Raw genomic sequence first — 22,900 nt, forward strand, 5'->3', positions numbered from 1 at the left:
CTCGTCAGGACGTGTCAGCTGTCGGCTCGGCCGAGTTGGTTGTCGATGAACGCCAGCAGCTCCGCGGTGGACGCCTCCTCGATGGCCGCGTCCGGTGTGGTGGCGGAGATCCCGGAGCTGTTCCACGTCTCCATCCAGCGGGAGAGGATCGTCTGCAGGCGCACGGTGATCGAGTCCCTGCTCTCGTCCTCCTCGCCGACGGCGAACAGCACGTCCTCCAGCTTGTCCAGCTCGGCGAGCACCGGTGACGCCGGTGACGCCGCGCTGTCCGGGGCGAGCAGGGCGAGCAGGAACGTGGTCAGCGCGGCGGGCGTCGGGTAGTCGAAGACCACCGTGGCGGTCAGCCGCTCGCCCACCGCCGCGCTGAGCCGGTTGCGCAGCTCGACCGCGGTGAGCGAGTCGAAGCCCAGCTCCTGGAAGGGCCGATCGGGGTCGACGGCGTCCGCGTCGCGGAGGCGGAGCACCGCCGCCACCTGGCTGCTGACCAGCCTCAGGACCGTCGCCTCGTGCTTCTCGGCTGGCAGGCCGCCCAGCCGCTCGGCCAGGGGCACCCCGTCGTCCTCCCCCGCCCCGGCGGCTCGTCCGGTGGACGGGACCAGGCCGCGCAGCAACGGCGGCACGTCGCCACCGGAACGCAGGGCGTCCAGGTCGAGAGGGGTCGCGGTCAGCGCGGCGTCGGGCAGGCCGAGCGCGGCGTCGAGCACGGCCAGCCCGTGGGCCACCCCGAGCGGGGCGAACCCGTCGCGGCGGAAGCGGTTCAGGTCGGCGTCGGTCACGCCGGCGCTGATGCCGCCGTCGACCTCCCACAGCCCCCAGCCCAGCGCGGTCGCCCGCAGGCCGCGGGACGCCCGGTACCGGGCCAGGCCGTCGAGGAACGCGTTGGCGGCGGCGTAGTTGGCCTGCCCCGGACCGCCGAACACGCCGAGGAGCGCGGAGAAGAGCACGAACGCGGACAGCTCCATGCCCTCGGTCAGCTCGTGCAGGTGCCACGCGCCGTCCACTTTGGACCGAAGCACGCGCTCCAGTTGCGCGGGCTCCAACCCGGTCACCGGGTTGCCGTCCAGCACCCCGGCCGCGTGCACCACGGCGGTCAGCGGGTGCTCGGCGGGGATGCCGGCCAGCACCGCGGCCATCGCGTCACGGTCGGCGACGTCGCAGGCGACGATCTCCACCGACGCGCCGTGCTCGGCCAGCTCGAGCCGCAACGGCTCGGCGCCCGCGGCGTTCGCACCGGACCGGCTCACCAGCAGCAGGCGCCGCACGCCGTGCTCGACCACGAGGTGACGGGCGACCTGCGCACCCAGGGCGCCGGTGCCCCCGGTGATCAGGACCGTGCCCGAGGTGGGCCAGCCGTTCCCGCCGCCGTCCGCCGCCGAGCCGTCGACCCGCCCGAAGCGAGGCGCCAACATCTCACCGCCACGCAGGGCGGCGGCGGGCTCGTCGGCGTCGAGCAGTGCGGCCAGCAGGTTCAGGTCGGCGGTGTCGGTGTCGCTGTCCACCAGCACGATCCGGCCCGGGTTCTCCAGCTGTGCCGAGCGGACCAGGCCCCACAGCGCGGCGGCGGCCGGGTCTGCGACGTCGGACCCGGCGACGACGGCGGCGTTCCTGGTGAGCACCACCAGCCTGGTCTCGGCCAGCCGCTCGTCGGCCGACCACGTGCGCAGCGACGCCAGCACGGCCGACGTGACCGCGTGGGTCCGCGCCGCGAGGTCGTCGCCTGCTTCGGCTTCGACGTTCAGCAGCAGCACCTCGGCGGGCACACCGGACTCGGCGACGGCGGCGATGTCGGCGAACACCGGCAGGTCGGTCCGGGTGCCGCCGACGGCGGCCCAGGTGACCGCGGACGTGCCGGGGGTCAACGGCAGCGCCGTCCACTCCAGCCGGTGCAGCGAACGGACCGGGCCGGGACCGCCGGCCACGTCGGCAGGCCTCCGGTCGCGCCAGGTGACCGCGTCCACGGCGGCGACCAGGCCACCGTCGGCGTCGGTCAGCAGCACCGACGCGCTGTTCTCCCCGGTCGGGGTGACCAGCGCCCGCACCACCGCGGCGCCGGTGGCGTGCAGCCGCATCCCGCGCCACTGCGAAGCCAGGTGGCCACGGGTGACGCCCGCGAGCTCCAGTGCCCGCCGCAGCAGGGTCGGGTGCAGCCCGAACCCGCGCGCGTCCCGAGTGTGCTCGTCGGCGAGCCGCACTTCGACCGCGTCGCCGCGCTGCGCCGGACTCACCGCCGCGGTCTCGGCGGTCAGCACACCGCCGGCCACCTTGACCCACTCGTCCTCGGTGACCCTGGCGTGCACGGACACCGCACGCGCGCCGGTCTCGTCGGCCTCGCCGACGCGGGCCTGCACGACCACGCTGCCCGACTCCGGCACGGCGGGCTCGGCCAGCACCGTCAGCTCGGCCACGACCGGGCAGCCGACCTCGCGGCCGGCCCAGGCAGCCGCCTCGGCCAACGCCGGCGCGGGCAGCACCACGGCGTCGGACACGGTGTGCTCGGCCAGCCACGGGTGCGTCCCCAGCGAGACCTCGCCGGTGAACAACGCCTCGTCGGTGTCGGCCAGCCGCACGGCTCCGCCCAGCAGCGGGTGGTCGCCGGGCCGCGGGCCGAACGCCGCCGGCGTGCTCGCGGATTCCAGCCAGTAGCGCTCGCGCTGGAACGGGTACGTGGGCAGATCGACGACCTTCGCCCCGGTACCAGCGAAAAACGCCGCCCAGTCCATCCGCACGCCCCTGGTGTGCAGCAGGCCCAGCGCCTCGACCAGGGTCCGCGCCTCGTCGTGGCCGTTGCGCATGGCCGGGACCGGCACCGCGCGTTCCACGCAGGCAGCGGCCATCGCCGACAGCACCCCGCCAGGGCCCAGCTCCAGCATCGTGCTGACGCCCTCGGCCTCCAGCTTGCGCACGCCGTCGACGAACCGCACCGGCAGGCGCACGTGGTCCACCCAGTAGTCGGCGGTGGCCCACCGGTCGCCGGACTCGACCTCGCCGGTCACCGTCGAGACGACCCGGATGGTCGGACGGTGGAAGGTCAGCCCTTCGGCGACAGCCCGGAACTCCTCGAGCATCGGTTCCATCCTGGGCGAGTGCGACGCGACGCTGACGGCCAGTCGCTTGGTGCTGCGCCCACGTTGTTTCCAAAGCGCGGCAACGGCCTCCGCGGCGTCGGTGTCGCCGGAGACGACGACCGACTGCGGGCTGTTGATGGTGCCGATGACCGCCCGGCCGGACGCCGGCAGCGTCGCGGCGACCTCCTCCTCCGTCGCCTGGATCGCGATCATCGCGCCGCCCTCGGGCAGGCCGCGCATGAGGCGACCGCGCGCGGTGACCAGCGTGGCCGCGTCCGGCAGGGACAGCACCCCGGCGACGTGCGCGGCGATCAGCTCGCCGGTCGAGTGGCCGATGAGGAAGTCCGGGTGCACGCCCCACGCCGCGAGCTGGCGGAACAGCGCGACCCCCACGGCGAACAGTGCGGGCAGCAGGTAGTTGATCTGGTCCAGCTCGTCGCCGGTCTCGATGACCTCCCTCAACGGCCGGGGCAGGCCCTTGTCCAGCTCGTCGGCCACCTCGTGGAAGGTGTCCCGGAACACCGGGAACGCCTCGCAGAGCTGCTTGGCCATGCCCACGCGCTGAGCACCGCCACCGGTGAACATGAACGCGGTCAGGCCCTCGGTGCGGACCCCGCGCACCGCTTCGGGACCGTCGGCGGCCAACTCGGACAGGCCGCGCAGCAGCTCGTCGCGGTCGGCGGCCACGATCACGCCGCGGTGCGCGAGCGCAGACCGCGTGGTGGCCAGGGACAGGGCGACGTCGAGCCGGTCGACGTCGCCCTCGGCCAGCAGCTCGCCGATCCGGGCCGCGTGGGCGCGCAGGCCCGCGACCGAGTTGCCGGAGAGCAGCCACGGCAGCACCGGCGGCGCAACCGCGGTGACCGGGTCAGCGGTGTCGACCGGGGCCGGGGGCGCCTGCTCGATGATCACGTGCGCGTTCGTGCCGCTGATGCCGAACGACGACACCGCCGCTCGGCGCGGCTCACTCCCCCGCTCCCACTCCTGTTGCGCGGTCAGCAGCGCCAGCCCGCCCGAGGACCAGTCCACGTGGGGGGACGGCGTGTCGGCGTGCAGCGTGCGCGGCAGCGTCCCGTGCCGCATCGCCTCGACCATCTTGATGACGCCGCCGACCCCGGCCGCCGCCTGGGAGTGGCCGATGTTGGACTTCAGCGACCCCAGCCACAGCGGCCGGTCCGCGTCGTGCGCGGCGCCGTAGGTGGCCAGCAACGCCTGCGCCTCGATCGGATCGCCGAGCGGGGTGCCGGTGCCGTGCGCCTCGACGACGTCGATGTCGGCCGGGCTCAGTCCCGCGTTCGCCAGGGCCTGCCGGATCACGCGTTCCTGCGACGGCCCGTTGGGCGCGGTGAGCCCGTTGGACGCGCCGTCCTGGTTGATCGCGGAGCCGCGCAGCACCGCGAGCACCCGGTGCCCGTTGCGCTGGGCGTCCGACAGCCGCTCCAGGAGCAGCAGGCCGACGCCCTCGCTCCACACCGTGCCGTCGGCGTCGGCGGAGAACGACTTGCACCGGCCCGAGGGCGACAGCCCGCGCTGCCTGCTGAACTCGACGAACGAGCTGGGCCCGGCCATCACCGTCACCCCGCCTGCCAGCACCAGGTCCGACTCGCCCGACCGCAGCGCCTGCCCGGCCAGGTGCAGGGCCACCAACGAGGACGAGCACGCCGTGTCGACGGTGACCGCCGGGCCTTCGAGCCCGTAGGTGTAGGCCAGGCGGCCGGAGATCACGCTGGAGGTGTTGCCCACCAGCAGGAATCCCTCGAACTCCGGTGGCACGGACGGCAGGTGCGACGCGTAGTCGTCGTACATGGCCCCGACGAACACGCCGGTGTTGCTGCCGCGCAGGGTCGCCGGGTCGATCGCCGCGCTCTCGAAGGCGTTCCACGCCGTCTCCAGCAGCAACCGCTGCTGCGGGTCGGTCGCGATGGCCTCACGCGGGGAGATGCCGAAGAAGTCCCGGTCGAACAGGTCGGCTTCGTGCAGGAAGCCGCCTTCCCTGATGTAGGAGGTGCCGATCGCTTCCGGGTCGGCGTCGTAGAGCCGGTCGAGGTCCCAGCCCCGGTTGGTCGGGAACCCGCTGATCGCGTCGGCGCCGTCGGCGACCAGGCGCCACAGGTCCTCCGGCGACCGGACACCGCCCGGGTAGTGGCAGGCCATGCCGATGATCGCGATCGGGTCGTCGTCGGCGACGGTGGCCCTGACCGCGGTGCCGGCCGCGTCGCCGCCACCCAGCTGGCCCAGCAGGTACGCGGTGAGCGCCTCCGGGCTCGGGTGGTCGAACACCACGGTGGACGGCAGCCGCACCCCCGTGGCGACGCCGAGCTGGTTGCGCAGCTCGACGGCGGTCAGCGAGTCGAAGCCCTGGTCCTTGAACGCCCGAGTCGGCTCGACCGCCGCACCGGAGGCGTGACCCAGCACCAGCGCCGCCGTGCGCCGCACGAGCTCCAGCACGGCCGGCGCCCGTTCGATCTCCGACAGCGCGGCGATCCGCGCGGCCCAGCCGTCCTGAACCGCCCGGCGTTCCCCCCGCCGCGGCCGGACCAGGCCGTGCCACAGCCGTGGGCGCGCGCCGCCGGCCGCGAGGTCCAGTGCGGCGGGCACGGCCAGCCGGTCGGCCGAGCCGAGCGCCTCGTCGAACATCGCCAAGCCTTGCGCCCGCGTCAGCGGGAGCACGCCGGCGCGGACCCAGCGCTGGACGTCCGCCTCGGACAGGGTCGCCCCCATGCCCTCCGCTTCCGCGCCCCACAGGCCCCAGGCGAGCGAGGTCGCGGCCAGCCCGTCGGCGGCTCGGCGGGCCGCGAGCGCGTCGAGGTAGGTGTTCGCGGCGGCGTAGTTGCCCTGCCCGGCCATGCCCACGATCCCGGAGACCGACGAGAACAGGACGAACGCGGCCAGATCGTCGTCGGCGGTCAGGGTGTGCAGGTTCCACGCGCCGTCGACCTTGGGCCGCAGCACGGTCGCGACCTGCTCCCCGGTCAGCGCCGTGATCGTCGCGTCGTCCAGAACGCCCGCGGTGTGCACCACGGCGGTCAGCGGGTGTTCGGCCGGGACCAGGGCGAGGGCGGTGGCGAGCGAGTCCCGGTCGGCGACGTCGGCGGCGGCGACCCGGACCTGCGCGCCGGCCGCCCTGAGGTCGTCGACCAGCGCGGAGCAGCCGGGGCTGTCCTCGCCGCGCCTGCTGACCAGCAGCAGGTACCGAACTCCGTGCTCGGACACCAGGTGCCGGGCCATCAGGGCACCAAGACCGCCGGTGCCTCCAGTGATCACGACGGTGCCGTCGCGGTCGATCGTCCGCCCGGTCGGCGTGCCCGTGGTCCTCGCCAGGCGGGCGGCGTGCAGCCTGCCCGAGCGGATGGCGATCTGCGATTCCCCGCTCGCCGCGGCCGCGAGGACGAGAGCGTCGTCCGAGCCGTCCGTGTCGACCAGCACCAGGCGACCGGGGTGCTCCGCCTGCGCCGAGCGGACCAGGCCCCACACGGGCGCGTGAGCCAGGTCGTCGACCCGGTCGCCGGGCAGTGCGGCGACCGCGCCGCTGGTCACCAGGACCAGCGTGGAGTCGGCGAACCGCTGGTCGGCCAGCCACTCCTGCACCAGCGTCAGCGCCAGCGCGGTGGCCTCGTGCGCGTCGGCCGGGGAGTCGCCACCGCCGGTCAGCGTGGCGACCACGACGTCGGCGCGTTCGGTGTCGGCCAGCGTGGCGGCCAGGTCGGCGCGGGTCTGCGTCCCGCTGCCGGGGTTCGCGATCGCGGGCCAGGCAACGCCGAACAGCGAGGTGTTCTTGCCCGCCTTGCCGATCACGGCGCGGGAGACCCCGCGCAGGGTCAGCGACTCGACGGTGAGCACCGGCGCACCGGTGGTGTCGGTCAGCTCCAGCCGGACGGCGTCGCGCCCGACCGGTGACACCCGCACCCGCGCGGCGGTGGCTCCCCTGGTGTGCAGGGTGACGCCTTCCCAGGCGAACGGCAGCCGGATCTCGTCGCGGTCGCGTGCCGCGTCGGGCAGCAACGCGTGCAGCGCGGCGTCGAAGAGCGCCGGGTGCAGTCCGAACCGGTCGTCGTGGTCGGCCTCCGGCAGCGCGATCTCGGCCAGGACATCTGTTCCCGCGGACCACACCGACCGCAGCCCTTGGAACACCGGGCCGTAGTCGTAGCCGAGTTCCGCCAGCGCCGGGTAGGTGCCGTCGACCGGCTCGGCGACCGCGCCCGCGGACAGCCAGGAAGTCCCCGGCACGGCGGGCTGCGCCTGGGCAGGCCCCAGCAGGCCGGCGGTGTGCTCGGTCCAGGCGGCGGCCGGGTCGTCGCCGGCCGGTCGGGAGTGGACGGTGAACCGGCGGGCGCCGGAGTCGTCCGCGGCGGCCACCCTGACCTGCACCCGCACCGACTCCCCCTCGGGCAGCGGCAGCGGGGCCTCCAGCGTCAGCTCCGCGACCCGCTCGGCACCCGTGTGCTCGCAGGCGGCGAACGCCAGCTCCAGGAACGCGGTCGCGGGCAACAGGACGACGCCCTCGATGACGTGGTCGGCCAGCCACGGGTGGGTCTTGGTCGACAGCACGCCGGTCAGCACCGCGCTCCCGTCGTCGGCGACGTCGACCACTCCGCCGAGCAGCGGGTGCCCGGCCGCGTCGAGGCCGAGACCTCGTGCGTCGGGGCGCGAGTCCGCGGTCAGCCAGAAGTGCTCGCGCTGGAACGCGTACGTCGGCAGGTCGACGGGGACGGCGTCCGGGAAGAACCGCGTGAGGTCGACTTCGGGACCGGCCACGTGCACGCCCGCCAGCCCGGCGACGAAGGTGTCGGCCTCCGGCTTGTCCGCGCGTGCCAGTGGCACGGCGGTCGCGGTGGCGCCGGCGGTCTCGATGGTCTCCCGGGCCAGCGCGGTCAGCACCGCGTCCGGGCCGATCTCGACGAACACCGTCGCGCCCAGGCCGGTCGCGGTCAGCACGGCGTCGTGGAACCGCACCGCCGAGCGGATCTGGTCGACCCAGTAGTCGGCGGTCGTGATCCGTTCCGGGGCCACGACCGCGCCGGTGACGGTGGAGATGATCGGGATGGTGGGCGTGTGGAACGTCAGGCTCTCGGCGACCGCGCGGAACTGGTCGAGGATGCCGTCCATGTGCGGCGAGTGGAACGCGTGGCTGACCCGCAGCGCGCGCACCCGGTGGCCCTTGTCCTTCCACTGCTGGGCGACCCGGCTCGCGACCTCCGCGTCACCCGCGATCACCACCGCCCTCGGGCCGTTCACCGCGGCGATGTCGACCAGCCCCGCGTGCTCGGCGATGGAGGCGGAGACGGCGTCGGGCTCGGCCTCGATGGCGATCATCGCGCCGTCCGACCGCGCGGCCTGCATCAGCCTGCCCCTGGCGGCGACCAGCGTCGCGGCGTCCTCGGCGGAGAGCACGCCGGCCACGTGCGCGGCGGCCAGCTCGCCGATCGAGTGCCCGGCCACCAGGTCCGGCGTCACGCCGTGGTGCGCGGCCAACCGGTACAACGCCACCTCGACGGCGAACAGCGCGGGCTGGGTGTACCCGGTCTGGTCCAGGTCCTCCCCGCTCTCGATCACCTCGCGCAGCGGGCGGTCCAGGTGCGGGTCGAGGTGCGCGGCGATCTCGTCGAACGCGTCGGCGAACACCGGGAACGCGGCGCGGAGCTCCTCTCCCATGCCGGCTCGCTGTGCGCCTTGGCCGGTGAACATCAGCAGGGTCTTGCCGGGCAACGCCGTGCCGCGCACCGCGGTGGGCGTGGCCTCACCGCCTTCGATCGCGGCCAGCCCGGCGAGCCGGTCCGGTCCGGTCGAGCCGAGCACCACCGCGCGGTGGGCGAACGGGGTGCGCGTGGTCGCCAGCGCGAGGCCGATGTCGGCCGGGTGCGCGTCCGGCCGGGTGAGCACGAACTCGCGCAGCCGCGCGGCCTGGGCGCGCAGGCCGTCGGCGGTCGGCGCGGACAACGCCCACGGCGTCCTCGACGCGTCACCGCCACCCGTGCGCTGCGCCTGCGGCTCGACCTCGATGATGGCGTGGGCGTTGGTGCCGCTGATTCCGAACGACGAGACCGCCGCTCGGCGCGGCTCACCTGTCTCCGGCCAGGCGCGGTTCGCGGTGACCAGCGAGACCGCGCCCGAGGACCAGTCCACGTGCGGGGTCGGCTCGTCGACGTGCAGGGTGGCCGGAACGACGCCGTGGCGCATCGCCTGCACCAGCTTGATCACGCCGCCGACACCGGCCGCGGCCTGGGTGTGGCCGATGTTGGACTTGAGCGACCCGAGCAGCACCGGCTCCCGGTCGCCGCGGTCGGTGCCGTAGGTCGCGAGCAGCGCCGCCGCCTCGATCGGGTCGCCCAGGCTGGTGCCGGTGCCGTGCGCCTCGACCACCTCGACGTCGGCGCCGGTCAGTCGAGCGTCGGCGAGGGCCTGGCGGATCACCCGCCGCTGCGCCAGGCCGCTCGGCGCGGTCAGGCCGTTGGACGCGCCGTCGGAGTTGACGGCGGTGCCGCGCACCACGGCCAGCACCGGGTGCCCGTTGCGGCGGGCGTCGGACAGTCGTTCGACCACGAGCAGGCCGACGCCCTCGGCCCACGCGGTGCCGTCCGCGGCGGCGGCGAAGGACTTGCAGCGGCCGTCGGGCGCGAGACCCTGCTGGCGGGAGAACTCCAGGAACATGCCCGGTGTGGACATCACCGCCACACCGCCCGCGATCGCGAGCGATGTCTCGCCCCTGCGCAGCGACTGGACGGCCAGGTGCAGCGCCACGAGGGACGACGAGCACGCGGTGTCCACCGTGATGGCAGGGCCGAGCAGACCGAACTGGTAGGCGATGCGGCCGGACATGACACTGGCCGTGCCGCCGGTGAGCAGATGCCCCTCCACGCTCGCCGGTGCGTCGTGCATCCGGGGGCCGTAGTCGAACGTCGTGGCGCCGATGAAGACGCCGGTGCGGGAGCCACGCAGATCACGAGCGACGAGACCGGCCCGTTCCAGCGCCTCCCACGTGGTCTCCAGCAACAGCCGCTGCTGCGGGTCCATCGCCTGCGCCTCGCGCGGGGAGATGCCGAAGAAGCCGGCGTCGAAGCGGCCCGCGTCGTGCAGGAAGCCGCCCTCGCGCACCGAGCTCTTGCCGGACGCGCCGGGGTCGGGATCGACCAGGTCCTCTGGCCAGCCCCGGTCGGCGGGGAAACCGGAGATGGCGTCGCCGTTGCCGGCGACCAGGCCCCACAGGTCCTCTGGCGAGGCGATCCCGCCGGGGTAGCGACACGCCATTCCGACGATCGCGATGGGCTCGTCGTCCGATCCGACGGTGGCGAACTCGTCGTCGGCGGCGTCACCGCCGCCGAGCCGGGTGTCGAGGTAGGCGGTCAGCGCGGCGGGCGTCGGGTGGTCGTACAGGGTGCCCGACGGCAGGCTCAGCCCGGTGGCCGCCGCGAGGGCGTCACCGAGTTCCACGGTCATCAGCGAGCTGAAGCCCAGGTCGCGGAACGGCAGGTCGGCCTCGACGGCCTGGCCGGGCGCGAGGCCGAGGACGGCGGCGACGTGCGCGGTCACCAGGTCGGCCGTGCGGGTGGACCGGCCCGCGACCGGGCGCGCGGCGGGGGCTGCGCTGTCGGCGGAGGCCGCGCTGCTGGTGGAGGCCGCGCTGCCGACGGGGGCTGCGCTGCCGGCACTGTCGGCGGGGGTGGCGCTGCCAGCTGAGGCCGCGCTGTCGGCCGGGCCTTCGGTGACCCAGTAGCGCTCGCGCTGGAAGGCGTAGGTGGGCAGGTCGACCCGGCGTGCCCCGGTGCCCGCGAACACCGAGTCCCACGCCAGCTCGACCCCGGACACGACCAGCCGCGCCACCGCGGTCATCAGGGTGCGGGTCTCCGGCCTGCCCTTGCGCAGCACCGACTCCGCCCGCACCGCCGATCGGTCGACCACGCTGTCGGCGACCATGGCCGAGCACACGCCGTCCGGACCGAACTCCACGACCGTGCGCACACCCGCCGCCTCCAGGGCGCGCGCGGCATCGGCGAAGCGGACGGTCGCGCGGACCTGCTCCACCCAGTACTCCGGGGACGCCAGCAGCTCGGCGGTGGCGACCTGTCCGGTCACCGTGGAGACCACCGCGATCCGCGGCGGGTGGAACTCCAGGCCGGACACGACGTCGCGGAAGGCGTCGAGCATCGCGTCCATGCGGTGGGAGTGGAAGGCGTGGCTCACCGAAAGCCGCTTGGTCCGGTGCCCGGCCTCCCGCAACCGCGCGGCGGCGTCGAGCACGGCGTCCTCGTCACCGGAGATCACCACGGCGTCAAGGCCGTTGACGGCGGCGATCGCCACGGTGTCGGACAGGTGCTCGGCGACCTGCGACTCCGTCGCGCCCACGGCCACCATCGCGCCGCCGCCGGGCAGCGCCTGCATCAGGCGTCCGCGTGCGGTGACGAGCGCGACGGCGTCGGGCAGGGACAGCACTCCCGCGACGTGGGCGGCGGCGATCTCGCCGATGGAGTGGCCCATCACGAAGTCCGGCCGCAGGTCCCACGACTCGAGCAGCCGGAACAGCGCCACCTCGACCGCGAACAGCGCGGGCTGGGTGTACCCGGTCTGGTCCAGGTCCTCCCCGCTCTCGATCACCTCGCGCAGCGGGCGGTCCAGGTGCGGGTCGATGAGCGCCACGACCTCGTCGAAAGACCGCGCGTAGACCGGGAACGCGGTGTGCAGCTCCAGGCCCATGCCGATCCGCTGGGCGCCCTGACCGGTGAACACGGCCGCCGTCGCGCCCGGCGACGTGACGCCGGTGACGAGCCCGGCCGCGGGGGCGTCCGCCGCCAGTGCGCCCAGGCCGGCGGCCAGCTCCTCGCGATCCGCGGCGACGACGACGGCGCGGTGGGTGAACCGGGTGCGCGTGGTCAGCGCGGACCAACCCACGGACGCGACGTCGGCGTCCCCCTCCTCGACGGCGGCGCGGAGCCGCTCGGCCTGCGCGCGCAGCGCCTGTGGGCTCCGGCCGGAGACGACCACCGGCAGCGGCACCGCGACGTCGGACCGTCGGGCCCCGGCGGGATCAGCGGGATCAGCGGGCCGTCGGGTCCCGGCGGACTCAGCGGACGCGGCGGACTCAGCGAGCCGTCGGGTCACGGCGGGCTCGGCGGGCCGGGCGGGCTCGGCGGGCGGCGCCTCCGCCACGACCACGTGGCAGTTCGTGCCGCCCATGCCGAAGGAGCTGACGCCCGCGACGAGCCTGCGGTCCGGGTGCGGCCAGGAGGAGTGGCTGGTGACGACGGAGATGTTCAGCTCGTCGAACGGGATGGCCGGGTTCGGCGTCTCGTGGTTGAGGCTCGCGGGCAGCTCCCGGTTGCTGATCGCCAGCACGGTCTTCACCAGGCCGGTGATGCCCGCCGCGGCCTCCAGGTGGCCGATGTTGGTCTTCACGGAGCCGACGACCAGGGGGTCGCCGGACCGCTTGAGCGTGCCGATCGACGCGCCCAGCGCCGCGGCCTCGATCGGGTCGCCCACCGGGGTGCCGGTTCCGTGCAGCTCGACGTACTGCACGTCGTCCGGGGACACGCCTGCTCGCTGGTACGCCGTCCGCACCACCTGTTCCTGCGCGAGCGCGCTCGGCACGGTCAGGCCGGAGGTCGCGCCGTCGTTGTTCACCGCGCTGCCCAGCAGCACGCCGTGCACCCGGTCGCCGTCGGCGATGGCCGCCCTCAGCGGCTTGAGCACGACCACGGCAGCGCCCTCGCCGCGCGCGTAGCCGTTGGCCCTGGCGTCGAAGGTGTGGCAGCGGCCGTCGGGCGACAGCCCGCCGAACCGCTCGGCGCCGAGCACGGTCTCGGCCACGATGTTGAGGTTCACGCCCGCGGCCAGCGCCAGTGCGGAGTCCCCCGATCGCAGGGCCTCGCAGGCCAGGTGCACCGCGACCAGCGACGACGACTGGCTGGTGTCGACGGTCAGGCTCGCGCCGCGCAGGCCCAGGGCGTAGGAGACGCGGTTGGCGATGACGCCGCGGTGCACGCCCGCGTTGGTGTGCTGGGTGATCGCGGGCGAGCCCTGGCGGTAGACCAGACCGGCGTAGTCCTCACGCGCGGTGCCGACGTAGACCGAGGTCGGACTGCCCTCCAGGTCGGCGGCGACGATTCCGGCGTCCTCCAGTGCGGACCAGGCGAGCTCCAGCAGCAGGCGCTGCTGCGGGTCCATGGCCCGCGCTTCACGTGGCGAGATGCCGAAGAAGGCGGCGTCGAAATCGGCTATCGAGTCCAGGAACCCACCTCTGCGCACCGGGTCGCCCGGATCAGCGGAGATCGGTTCCCAGCGGTGCGCGGGCATGTCGGTCAGCGCGTCGCGCCCGGACCGCAGCAGCTCCCAGAACGCGGCCACGTCACGTGCCCCTGGCAGCAGACAGGACATCCCGATGACCGCGATCGCGTCCTCTTCTTCGGAAACGTGGAAATGCTGACCACTCGCCATGGGATCGTCTGCCCTTCGCTTGCGGAAACCGGTTGGGTTTTTCCCGACCCAAACCCTGAGGACATTAACCACAGTCAGCGACGCGACGGCCTAAAATCAGTAACGAACCGTTTGACCAGTCGGTTACCGGCTTTCCGGCGAACAGTTCCCGGAACAGCCCGGTAAATTCTCGGAAAAAGTTCCCGCATCAACCGTCCCGTGGACCATTACCGGAGAAAGACCAGATGTAGACGGAGATTCACCGGACGTTGGCTACGGTCGTCCCCGATAACCGGCGTGGATTGGGGAAGAAGATGAACCCAGTGGTCGACAAGCCCGAACTGGCCGAACCGTACATGTTCGGCTGGCTAGCCTCGCTGGGACTCGGGGTCGAATACACCCGCTCGCAGAAGGACTCCCTGTACTACCGCGACACCAGTGGCGACGAGATCGAGGTGCTCGATCTCGTCGGCGGCTACGGGTCGACCATTCACGGGCACAACAACCCGGAGATCATCGAGTACACGAAATCGCTCCTGGACAGCGGCAGCCCGATTCACGCGCAGTTCTCCCGGCATCCTTACGCGAACGACCTCGCGTGGACGCTGAACACCATCCTGCACCGCGAGTTCGGCGACGACGAGCACTACCAGGTGATCTTCGCCAACAGCGGCGCCGAGGCCAACGAGGTGGCCATCAAGCACGCCGAAATGGACCGCGTGCTCAAGATCGGCGAAGCGCTCGCCGAGGTCGAAGCCCACATCGAGGCCGCCATCGCGGCGGCGGCCTCCGGCGCGACGCTGGACGCGTCACCCCTGCCGGGGTCGGACCTCGACGAGGTCGTCGCCGCCCTGCGTGCCGCCAACGCCGAGCGCGCCGCCACGCCGCCGGTCTACCTCGCTCCCGAGGGTTCCTTCCACGGCAAGCTCGCGGGCAGCATCCAGCTCACCCACAACGTCGCCTACCGCACGCCGTTCACCGCCATGGCCGCGCCGTGCCGGTTCGTGCCGCTCGACGCCGACGCCGTCTCCGCCGCGATCGCCGCCGAGAGCCGGACCCTGTTCGACCTCGCCGTCGACGGCGGCGTCATCCGGGTCGTCGAGCGTCCGCTGCCGGTGATCAGCGCGTACGTCCTGGAGCCCATCCAGGGTGAGGCGGGCATCCGCGTCCTGGACGCCGACTCCATCGCGCGCGTCCGCGAACGGCTCGACGCCGCCGGCATCCCGGTCATCGTGGACGAGGTGCAGAGCGGCATGGGCCGCTCCGGAGCGTTCTTCGCCGCGTCGCACCTGGGACTGCGCGGCGACTACATCACCCTGGCCAAGAGTCTGGGCGGCGGTGTCGCCAAGGCCGCGGTCACGCTGATCCGGTCGTCGATCTACCGCACCGACTTCGAGCTGCTGCACACCTCCACGTACGCCAAGGACAGCCTCTCCACCCTCGTCGCCCTGCGCGCCGTGGAAATGCTGGAGGCCGACGGTGGCGCGGCGTACCGGCGGGCGGCCGAGCGAGGCGACAAGCTGCTCGCCATGCTGCGCTCGCTGCGCGACGAGTTCGGTGACGTCGTGAAAGACGTGCGCGGCAAGGGATTGATGACGGGCCTGGAGTTCCACGACCTGTCCGGTTCGGACTCCGACATCATCGCCGAGCAGGCCAAGGGCGGCCTGATCGGCTACATGTTCTCGGGCTACCTCCTGCGCGAGCACAACATGCGCGTCTTCCCCACCGCCAGTGCCACCAGCACCCTGCGCTTCGAACCGTCGATCCACATCACCGACGAGGAGATCGCCCGCACGGAGACTGGTCTGCGCACGCTGATCGGCCTCATCCGGGACGAGGACGGCAAGGCCCTGCTCGGCTGAGCCGCGGCCACCCGCACGTGAGGGGGCCGTGTCCATCAACGATGGACACGGCCCCCTCACGTGCAGCCCGCTCTGTTCTAGGAGTAGGCCTCTGCGTTGAGCTTGTTGCCGTACACGCGGTCGACCTTGATGGTGATGAGGACGCGGCGGTCGGCGACCATGACCGTCCGGTACTCCTCCCAGTTCGGGTGCTCGCCCACGGCGACGCGGTAGTAGTCCACCAGGGCCTGGACCTCGGGTCCGTTCGGGTCGGTTCCCGGGCCGGTCACCGTGACCGTGCCCTCAGCGGTCGCCCACGACCAGCCGTCGGGGCTGGTGACCTCCAACGCGGCGCGCGGGTCCCGACGCAGATTGGCCGTCTTGGCCGAATTGGCGTCCGCCGACACGTAGACGACACCCGCGTCCCGGTCGTAGAAGGGCCACACGGGGGACAGCTGCGGAACGCCGCTCTGCTTGATTGTCGCGAGAACACCGGCACGGCTTTCCGCAAGCAGGTCGCGCGGGTCGAAAGACGAAACAGTCATACGCAGATTATGGCGCCGCACCGGTCTCTGATGATCTCGGCGTGGTCTCCGGCCCGTCTTGCTTCCTCCGCACGCTCTCCGATCACATCACCACGTGGTGCGCGTCTTCCACTACGCGAACCACGGGATTCGAGCACCGCTGGTCTCCGGGAATCGTCGGGACAGAACCGACTTCGAGGGAGACCGCGGTGAGTTACGTCGAAGCGTCCGACGGCGCACAGATCTTCTACAAGGACTGGGGTTCGGGCCGCCCGGTGGTGCTCAGCCACGGCTGGCCGCTGAACTCCGACAGCTGGGAGGCCCAGGGCCTCTTCCTGGCGGACAACGGGTACCGGGTGATCGCCCACGACCGGCGCGGGCACGGCCGGTCCACCCAGACGTGGCACGGCAACGAGATGGACACCTACGCCGACGACCTCGCCGCGCTCCTGACGTCCCTGGACCTGGACGAGGTCACTCTGGTCGGGTTCTCCACCGGTGGCGGCGACGTCGCGCGCTACGTCGGCCGGCACGGCACCGGCCGGGTGGCGCAGGTCGTGCTCGTCTCGGCGGTGCCACCGTTCATGCTGCGCACCGAGGACAACCCCGGCGGCGTGCCGGTGGAGGTGTTCGACGCGGCAGACCCCGACCTGAGCCCGGCCAAGATCGCGGCGGCCCACAACATCTCCCTGCGCCATCTCTACAAACTCTGCGCCGACACCCGCCGGTTCCGAGCCGCCTACGGCCAATCGCCCAGCGCCTACCGCAAGAACAACAACACCGACACGTGAGCAGCGGTGAGCCAGAACCTGTACCCCCAGTACGGCAACAGGTTCTGGCTCACCGCTGTTCGAGCCGCGGTCAGTGCGGCAGGACGAGCCGGTTGGCGATGTCGTACAGGTCGGCCAGCGGTACCCGGCCGGCGATGACGACCGGGCCTCCCTCGACCGCGCCGAGGACCCACAGCTGGTGGTAGCCGTTCTCGTTGACGTAGCGCGTCGCGTGGCCCTGCACGGGTTGTCCCGGTGTGCCGGTCGGGTCGCCGACGACAGCGCTGTTGACGAAGATCGACGGCTCGACGGTGCACGTGCCCAGCGAGTAGCTCGTGTTGGTCCCTGCCCCTCCCAGGGGCCCTGCCGGGCTCTGTTGGACGTTGAAGGCGCAGATCCGCAACCCGTTGGGCAGGTCGCGCAGGCCGTAGGCCGGGGTGACGGTCGTCGTGCCCGGGAACTTGATGTTCTCCGCGATCCGGCGGCCGGCGTCGACGAGTTGCTGCGCGGGCGCGGCACTGCCGGGCGCGGCGTTCACGTTCACGTACATCGAACCGCCGTCGGGGTGCGCCACGTACAGCTCGTACCCACCTGGCCCGGTGGACACCGAACTCTCGACCCCGGGCTGCCCCTTGATCGTCACAGCCTGGCCTGGACCCGACTTGAACGTCACCTTGTCCGGCGACACCATCCGGAACTCCTGGACGTCGACTTCCAGGACCTGGCCATCGGCCGTGACGGTCAGCATGTACTCGCCGCCGTACAGGGGAATGTCCGGCTTGGCCGCGCTGGACCCGACGTTGATCCGGTGCGCCCGGTAGGCGACCGAGCCCGGCGGGAGCCAGCCGAGGGAGTAGGGCATCTGCAGTCCTGCCGCGGCCTGCCCGGTGGGCACCGGGGTTTGGCTGCTTTGAGGCGCGTTGGCGATGATCTGGGGTTGCTCCGCGGAATCCGGCCGGTTCAGCACCACGGCGGTGACCGCGCCGAGGGTCAGCACGGTCGCCCCGGCGGCGACCGCGAGCGGCCGGCTCAGCCCGGAGCGCCTGCTGTCGATGCGTTGCCGCGCCGCGGCGAGCACCGCGTCGCTGTCGGGCGCGTCGTGTTCGCGCGCCGCGAAGGTGTCCTTGATCAGGTTCTCGATGTTCATTACCTCTCCCTGGCTTCCGCCATCTGCTCGATGGCCAAGCCGTTTCGCAGTGCCGCCAATGCCTTGTGGGCGTGCGCCCGGACGGTGGCCTGGGCGCAGCCGAGCAGCCCGGCGATCTCGGGATCGGGCAGCTGCTCGTAGTACCGCAGCACCACCACGGCCCGCTGGCGCTTGGGCAGCCGCGCCAAGCGCTGCCACATGTCCTCGCGCGCGGCGTGGTCCGAAGCGAAATCGTCCGCCCGTGGCTCGTCCGGGAGGTCACCCGACGCGATCACACGTGCAGACCAGCTATGTCGCCAGGACAGGTAGCCGTTGGTCACCATCCGCAGCACATATCGGTCGGGATGATCCGTGCTGCTGATCCGGGACCAGTGCCGGTACACCTTGACCAGCACGTCCTGCACCAGATCAGCCGCCTGCTCCCGCTCGCCGGTGAGCATCGTCGCGTACCGCAGCAACCGCGGTAGTTGCGCTCGGGCGAAGTCGTCGTAGTCAGCCATCACCCTTGAAGACTCACCTCGACGGCGATCCGTTTACCGGCTTCGGCGAATAAACAGGTTGATCCACTCACGAGTCATAGAGGTACGGGGGAAGTACCAGCCGACGTCACAAGGGGCGATCTGTGCGCAAACGCGGTTTCATCCATGCGGCGGTCTTAGCCGTGGTGGCCACCGGTGTGGCCGTCTCACCGGCAGCCGCGCGACAACCCACACCGGCGCCGGCCGAGGCGCCCAGGACGGTCACGCTGATCACCGGCGACAAGGTGACCGTGACCAGGAAGGACGGCTCCTGGGACGCGAAGATCCAGCCGGCCGCCCGGCTCGGGCCGGTGCGGTTCATCAAGTCGGTCAGCGCCAAGGGCGTCACGGTGATCCCGTCGGTCGCCGAGCCGCTGATCCGGGCGGGCAAACTGGATCGCAAGCTGTTCGACGTGACCGGCCTGATCGACCTGGGTTACGACGACGCCCACACGCCGGAGATCCCGCTGCTGGTCGAGTCCAAAGGCGCGCGGACGCTCGGCAGGATCACCCGTGAACTGCCGTCGGTCGCGCTCTCCGCGGTGGCCACGCCGAAGAACAAGGCCGCGGAACTGTTCGACAAGGCCGACGTGGGCAAGATCTGGCTCAACGGCAAGGTTCAGCCGTCACTGGACGTGAGCGTGCCGCAGGTCGGCGCGCCGGCCGCCTGGCAGGCCGGGCACACCGGCGCGGGCGCGACCGTCGCGGTCCTCGACACCGGCTACGACCCGAAACACCCCGATCTGGCCGGGATCGTGAAGGGCGAGAAGGACTTCACCGGCGAAGGCATCGTCGACAACGTCGGGCACGGCACGCACGTGGCCTCGACCGTCGCCGGCCGTGGCGCCCAGTACACCGGCGTCGCCAAGGGCGCGGACCTGCTGATCGGCAAGGTCTGTCAGAAGAGCGGCTGCCCGTTCGACGCGATCCTCGCGGGCATGCAGTGGGCCGCGGACAGCGGCGCCAAGGTCGTGAACATGAGTCTGGGTGGCGGCCCCGGCGACGGCGTCAGCGACCCGCTGGAGATCGCGCTCAACCGCCTCTCGGCGGAGAAGGGCACGTTGTTCGTGGTCGCTGCGGGCAACTACGGCCAGAGGACATCGGTCTCGAGCCCGGCGTCCGCGGACGCGGCACTCGCCGTGGCCAGCGTGAGCAAGCAGGACAAGTACAGCCTGTTCTCACAGCCGGGACCGCGGTTCAAGGACTACGCCGTCAAACCGGACATCGCCGCGCCCGGCGAGGACATCGTGGCCGCACGGGCCGAGGGCACGCTCGCCGACCGCGCTGTCGGCGAGCACCACGCGCGGCTGAGCGGCACCTCCATGGCGACGCCGCACGTGGCCGGTGCCGCGGCGATCCTGGCCGCACAGCATCCGGACTGGACCGGCCCGCAGCTCAAGGCCGCGCTGATGGGCAGCGCGAGCCCGATCGACGCCACGATCTACCAGCAGGGCGCCGGCCGGCTCGACGTGAGCCGGGCGTCCAGGCAGACGATCATCCCCAGCACGGGGAGCCTGAGTCTCGGTTTCGTGCGGTGGCCGCACAACCAGCCCGCGCTGACCAAGCAGATCACGTACCGCAACACCGGCAGCGCACCGGTTTCGCTGCGGCTGAGCATGGACGTCCCGGCATTCCGTCTGAACGCCGACGAGGTCACGGTGCCCGCCAACGGTGAGGCCACGGTGACGGTCACCTTCGACCACGCCGCCGCGCAGATCGGTGTCTACGGCGGCAGGCTCGTCGCCAAGAGCAGCGACGGCACGGTGATCCAGACGCCGGTCGGCGCGTACAAGGAACCGGAAAGCTACGACCTGACGACGAAGCTGATCGACCAGAACGGCGCCGCGCCGCCCGGCGGCCTGCTGGCGAGCGCGATATGGGTTCCGCTGGGCACTGGCCAGGACGACTTCGACCTGATGGGCAACAACAGCACCGTTCGGCTGCCTGCGGGCCGGTACGCCGTGCTGGGCACGGTCCAGACGGCGGTTCCTGGTCAGCCCCTGCCGACCAGCACCAGGGTGGCCGACCCGGAGGTCGACCTGCACAAGGACACCGTGGTCACGCTGGACGCCAGGAACAGCAAAAAGGTCACCGTGCAGACCGACGAGAAGGACGCCCGCCCGATCTCCTGGACGAACGGGATGGTCATCGACACCGGTGCGCGTGGCGTGGGCTACTACAGCATGTCGGACAACAACGACTACACCGCGCCCACCACCAAGCACACCAAGGAGTTCCGGTACTTCGACCGGATGAAGCTCGAACGGCCCCAGGTCCGGCTGACGGTCGACAAGCCCGAGTCGTTCGAGATCCCCGTGCAGTGGATACCGGGCTCGCCGCAGCCGGCCGGCTCTCACGCACTGTCCGCTGTGGACGTTGGACATGCCACCCCCGGCGAGATCGCCGCGGCCGATCTCAAGGGCAAACTGGCGGTGTTCACCCTGGGCAACGGTGAGGGCCTCGAGTTCAGCCCGCGGGTGCGGGCCATCGCCGAGGCGGGCGCGAACTCGGCGCTGTTCCACTTCTCCGGCAGCCCTGTGCGGTTGATGGAGGCGCCGCCACTGCCGCTGACGTACACGTTCAGCCCCGACGGCGCTCGGCTGGCGAAGTTGCCGAACGCGTCCGTGACGCTGACCGGCTTGCCGGTCAGCCCGTACCGGTACGAGCTGGTGTTCCCCAGCTACGGGGACATTCCGGCGAACGTCACCTACCGGCCGCGCAACAGCGACCTGGCCACGGTGAAGACGACCTACCGGGCGCCGGTGGACGGTGTGGGTTACGCGTCGATGTTCGCCACCGACGGGAAGTACGACCTGGAGGGCGCGCTGGAGTCGACGTCGACTCCGCAACCCCTGGAGCGGACCGAGTACTACTCCCCTGCCACTTGGACCAACTCCGTGAGCGTGCCGGCGGGCGATTCCGCGCAGAACTACGAGGCCGCCAAGCGGACCTTCAAGCCCGGCGACAAGGCCGCTGTGGACTGGGGCAAGGCCGTGATCGGGCCGGGCGTCACCGGGTCGGTGGGCTTCTTCTCGCCCGAGCCGCACCTGGCGTACCGCGCGGGCGAGAAGATCAACGCCCGGCTGCCGCTGTTCTCCGACTCGGCCGGCCACTCCGGGTTCCCCGACTCCGGCGACACCGGCGACACCGTGCTCTACGTCGACGGCAAGGAGATCGCCCGCAGCGGCCAACCCGGCAGCGGGCAGTTCACGGTGCCCGCTGCCGCGGCGAACTACCGGCTCACCGCCGAGGCGAGCCGGAGCAACCCGGGATGGCCGCTGTCCACGAAGGTCAGCGCGGAATGGGGCTTCCGGTCCGGGCACACCACCGCCGCCACACCACTGCCGTTGCTGTCGATCGGTTTCGATCCCAAGCTCGACCTGACGAACCGCGCGCCCCGCAACACGCTGTTCCCGGTGCCGTTCCGCGTCGACCGGCAGCCGGGCTCGCAGGGCGGCAAGGCCAAGCCGAACCAGGTCGAGGTGTCCCACGACGACGGGCAGACCTGGCAGCGGGTGCCGGTGCTGCACGCGAACGGCGCCTGGCTGGCGGTCATCCAGAACCCGGCGGCCGGGTTCGTGTCGCTGCGCGCAAGCGCCGCGGACCAGGACGGCAACACGGTGACCCAGACGATCATCAGGGCCTACCAGGTGAGCTGACCCGCGGTTCCTGGCTGCGCGGCGGTCGCGACAGCGTCCGCCGCGCAGTCGTTCAAGGACGCAGGCGCCTCACACCCGCACACCGGCCGGCTCCGGCGTGGGCTCTTTCTGCCGGGTGTTCGCCGAGTAGTGGGCGACCGCGATCGCTCCGGCGATCGCCAGGACGAACCCGATGGTGGCGGCGGTCACGTAACCGTCGCGGATGTGGTCGTCGAGGTAGACCAGTCCGACGAACGACGAAAGCGCCGTGTTGGTGGTGAACATGATCGCGGTCACATCGGTCGGACCGCCCTTCTGCAACGCCAACGCGAACAGCACCGCCGCGGTGAGTCCGTTGAGGACGATGGACCAGGCCGCCGGTTCCAGGACGAGCTGCCACACGGCGTCCGGGACGTGGAGCGTTCGTGCCGAGATGCCGACGACGCTGTAGGCGACACCGGAGCCGAACGCCAGTGCCACCGTCGCCCAGACGTGGTTGTGGCGCCGGGCGTAGACGCCGATCGCTGCCACCGGAATCACCGAGGCCACGAGGATCCACCGCCAATGCGACGGCAGGGCCTGTGCCGGGCCCGGTTCGGCGGACACGCCCAGCAGCACCAGGCCGGTCGCGCCGACGACCAGCCCGCCCCATCCCGGTGCACGCAGGCGGGCGCCCATGAAAGTGCTGATCATGGCGGTCACGCCGACGCTGAACGCGAGCATCGACTGGACGAGGAACAACGGCAGCCGATGCAATGCCGCGGAGGCGAAGGCGAATCCCAGCAGGTTCACACCGAGGCCGAGGAAGTACAGCCACTGACGCCAGAGAGCGATGAGATCGAGAGACGATCCACCGTGCGCGGCCACCCGCCGGACACCCATCGACTCCAAGATCGAACCACTGCCTGACGCCAGGGTCGCCAGCACGGCGAGAACGTAACCCAGAGCCATTCGTCCATTGTGTCAGCCGGTGGCCGTGCTCCTTTCAACGTC

7 protein-coding genes and 1 pseudogene are annotated in these 22,900 nt (G+C 72.1%); 3 read left to right on the forward strand and 5 right to left on the reverse strand.

The window, feature by feature from the left end; translation table 11 throughout:
• Positions 1–14: 14 nt before the first annotated feature.
• Positions 15–13,490 carry a type I polyketide synthase gene (locus G7043_RS26625; RefSeq protein ID WP_166049989.1) on the reverse strand — a complete coding sequence of 4,492 codons (13,476 nt, stop codon included), beginning with the start codon at positions 13,488–13,490 and terminating at the stop codon, positions 15–17.
• A 293-nt stretch (positions 13,491–13,783) separates the two neighbouring features.
• Between G7043_RS26625 and G7043_RS26630 the strand changes: the two genes are divergently transcribed.
• Positions 13,784–15,331, forward strand: a complete 1,548-nt coding sequence (locus G7043_RS26630) for an aspartate aminotransferase family protein (protein WP_166049990.1) — start codon at positions 13,784–13,786, stop codon at positions 15,329–15,331.
• A 77-nt stretch (positions 15,332–15,408) separates the two neighbouring features.
• On the opposite strand, the gene G7043_RS26635 is transcribed toward G7043_RS26630, so the two are convergent.
• Positions 15,409–15,855: a PPOX class F420-dependent oxidoreductase gene (locus G7043_RS26635; protein WP_166049992.1), complete on the reverse strand. Its 447-nt coding sequence runs from the start codon at positions 15,853–15,855 to the stop codon at positions 15,409–15,411.
• A gap of 188 nt (positions 15,856–16,043) precedes the next feature.
• Between G7043_RS26635 and G7043_RS26640 the strand changes: the two are divergent.
• A pseudogene (locus tag G7043_RS26640) lies at positions 16,044–16,469 on the forward strand (alpha/beta fold hydrolase); the annotation flags it as partial.
• A 226-nt stretch (positions 16,470–16,695) separates the two neighbouring features.
• On the opposite strand, the gene G7043_RS26645 reads toward G7043_RS26640, so the two are convergent.
• Both G7043_RS26645 and G7043_RS26650 read right to left on the reverse strand, forming a co-directional pair.
• Positions 16,696–17,751 carry a hypothetical protein gene (locus G7043_RS26645; RefSeq protein ID WP_166049995.1) on the reverse strand — a complete coding sequence of 352 codons (1,056 nt, stop codon included), beginning with the start codon at positions 17,749–17,751 and terminating at the stop codon, positions 16,696–16,698.
• The gene (locus G7043_RS26650; RefSeq protein WP_166049996.1) at positions 17,751–18,251 is read right to left on the reverse strand and encodes a SigE family RNA polymerase sigma factor; all 501 of its coding nucleotides are present in this window, start codon (positions 18,249–18,251) and stop codon (positions 17,751–17,753) included. The genes G7043_RS26645 and G7043_RS26650 overlap by 1 nt, the downstream gene beginning before the upstream one ends.
• 122 nt (positions 18,252–18,373) lie before the next feature.
• Between G7043_RS26650 and G7043_RS26655 the strand changes: the two genes are divergently transcribed.
• Positions 18,374–21,928: a S8 family serine peptidase gene (locus tag G7043_RS26655; protein WP_166049998.1), complete on the forward strand. Its 3,555-nt coding sequence runs from the start codon at positions 18,374–18,376 to the stop codon at positions 21,926–21,928.
• Between the two features lie 69 nt (positions 21,929–21,997).
• Here G7043_RS26655 and G7043_RS26660 read toward each other — a convergent pair whose 3' ends face one another.
• Entirely contained in the window at positions 21,998–22,858 is an 861-nt protein-coding gene (locus G7043_RS26660) for a hypothetical protein (RefSeq protein ID WP_166050000.1), read from the reverse strand.
• Positions 22,859–22,900 lie beyond the last annotated feature (42 nt).

The organism is Lentzea alba (genome assembly GCF_011067745.1).
Taxonomy (GTDB): domain Bacteria; phylum Actinomycetota; class Actinomycetes; order Mycobacteriales; family Pseudonocardiaceae; genus Lentzea; species Lentzea alba.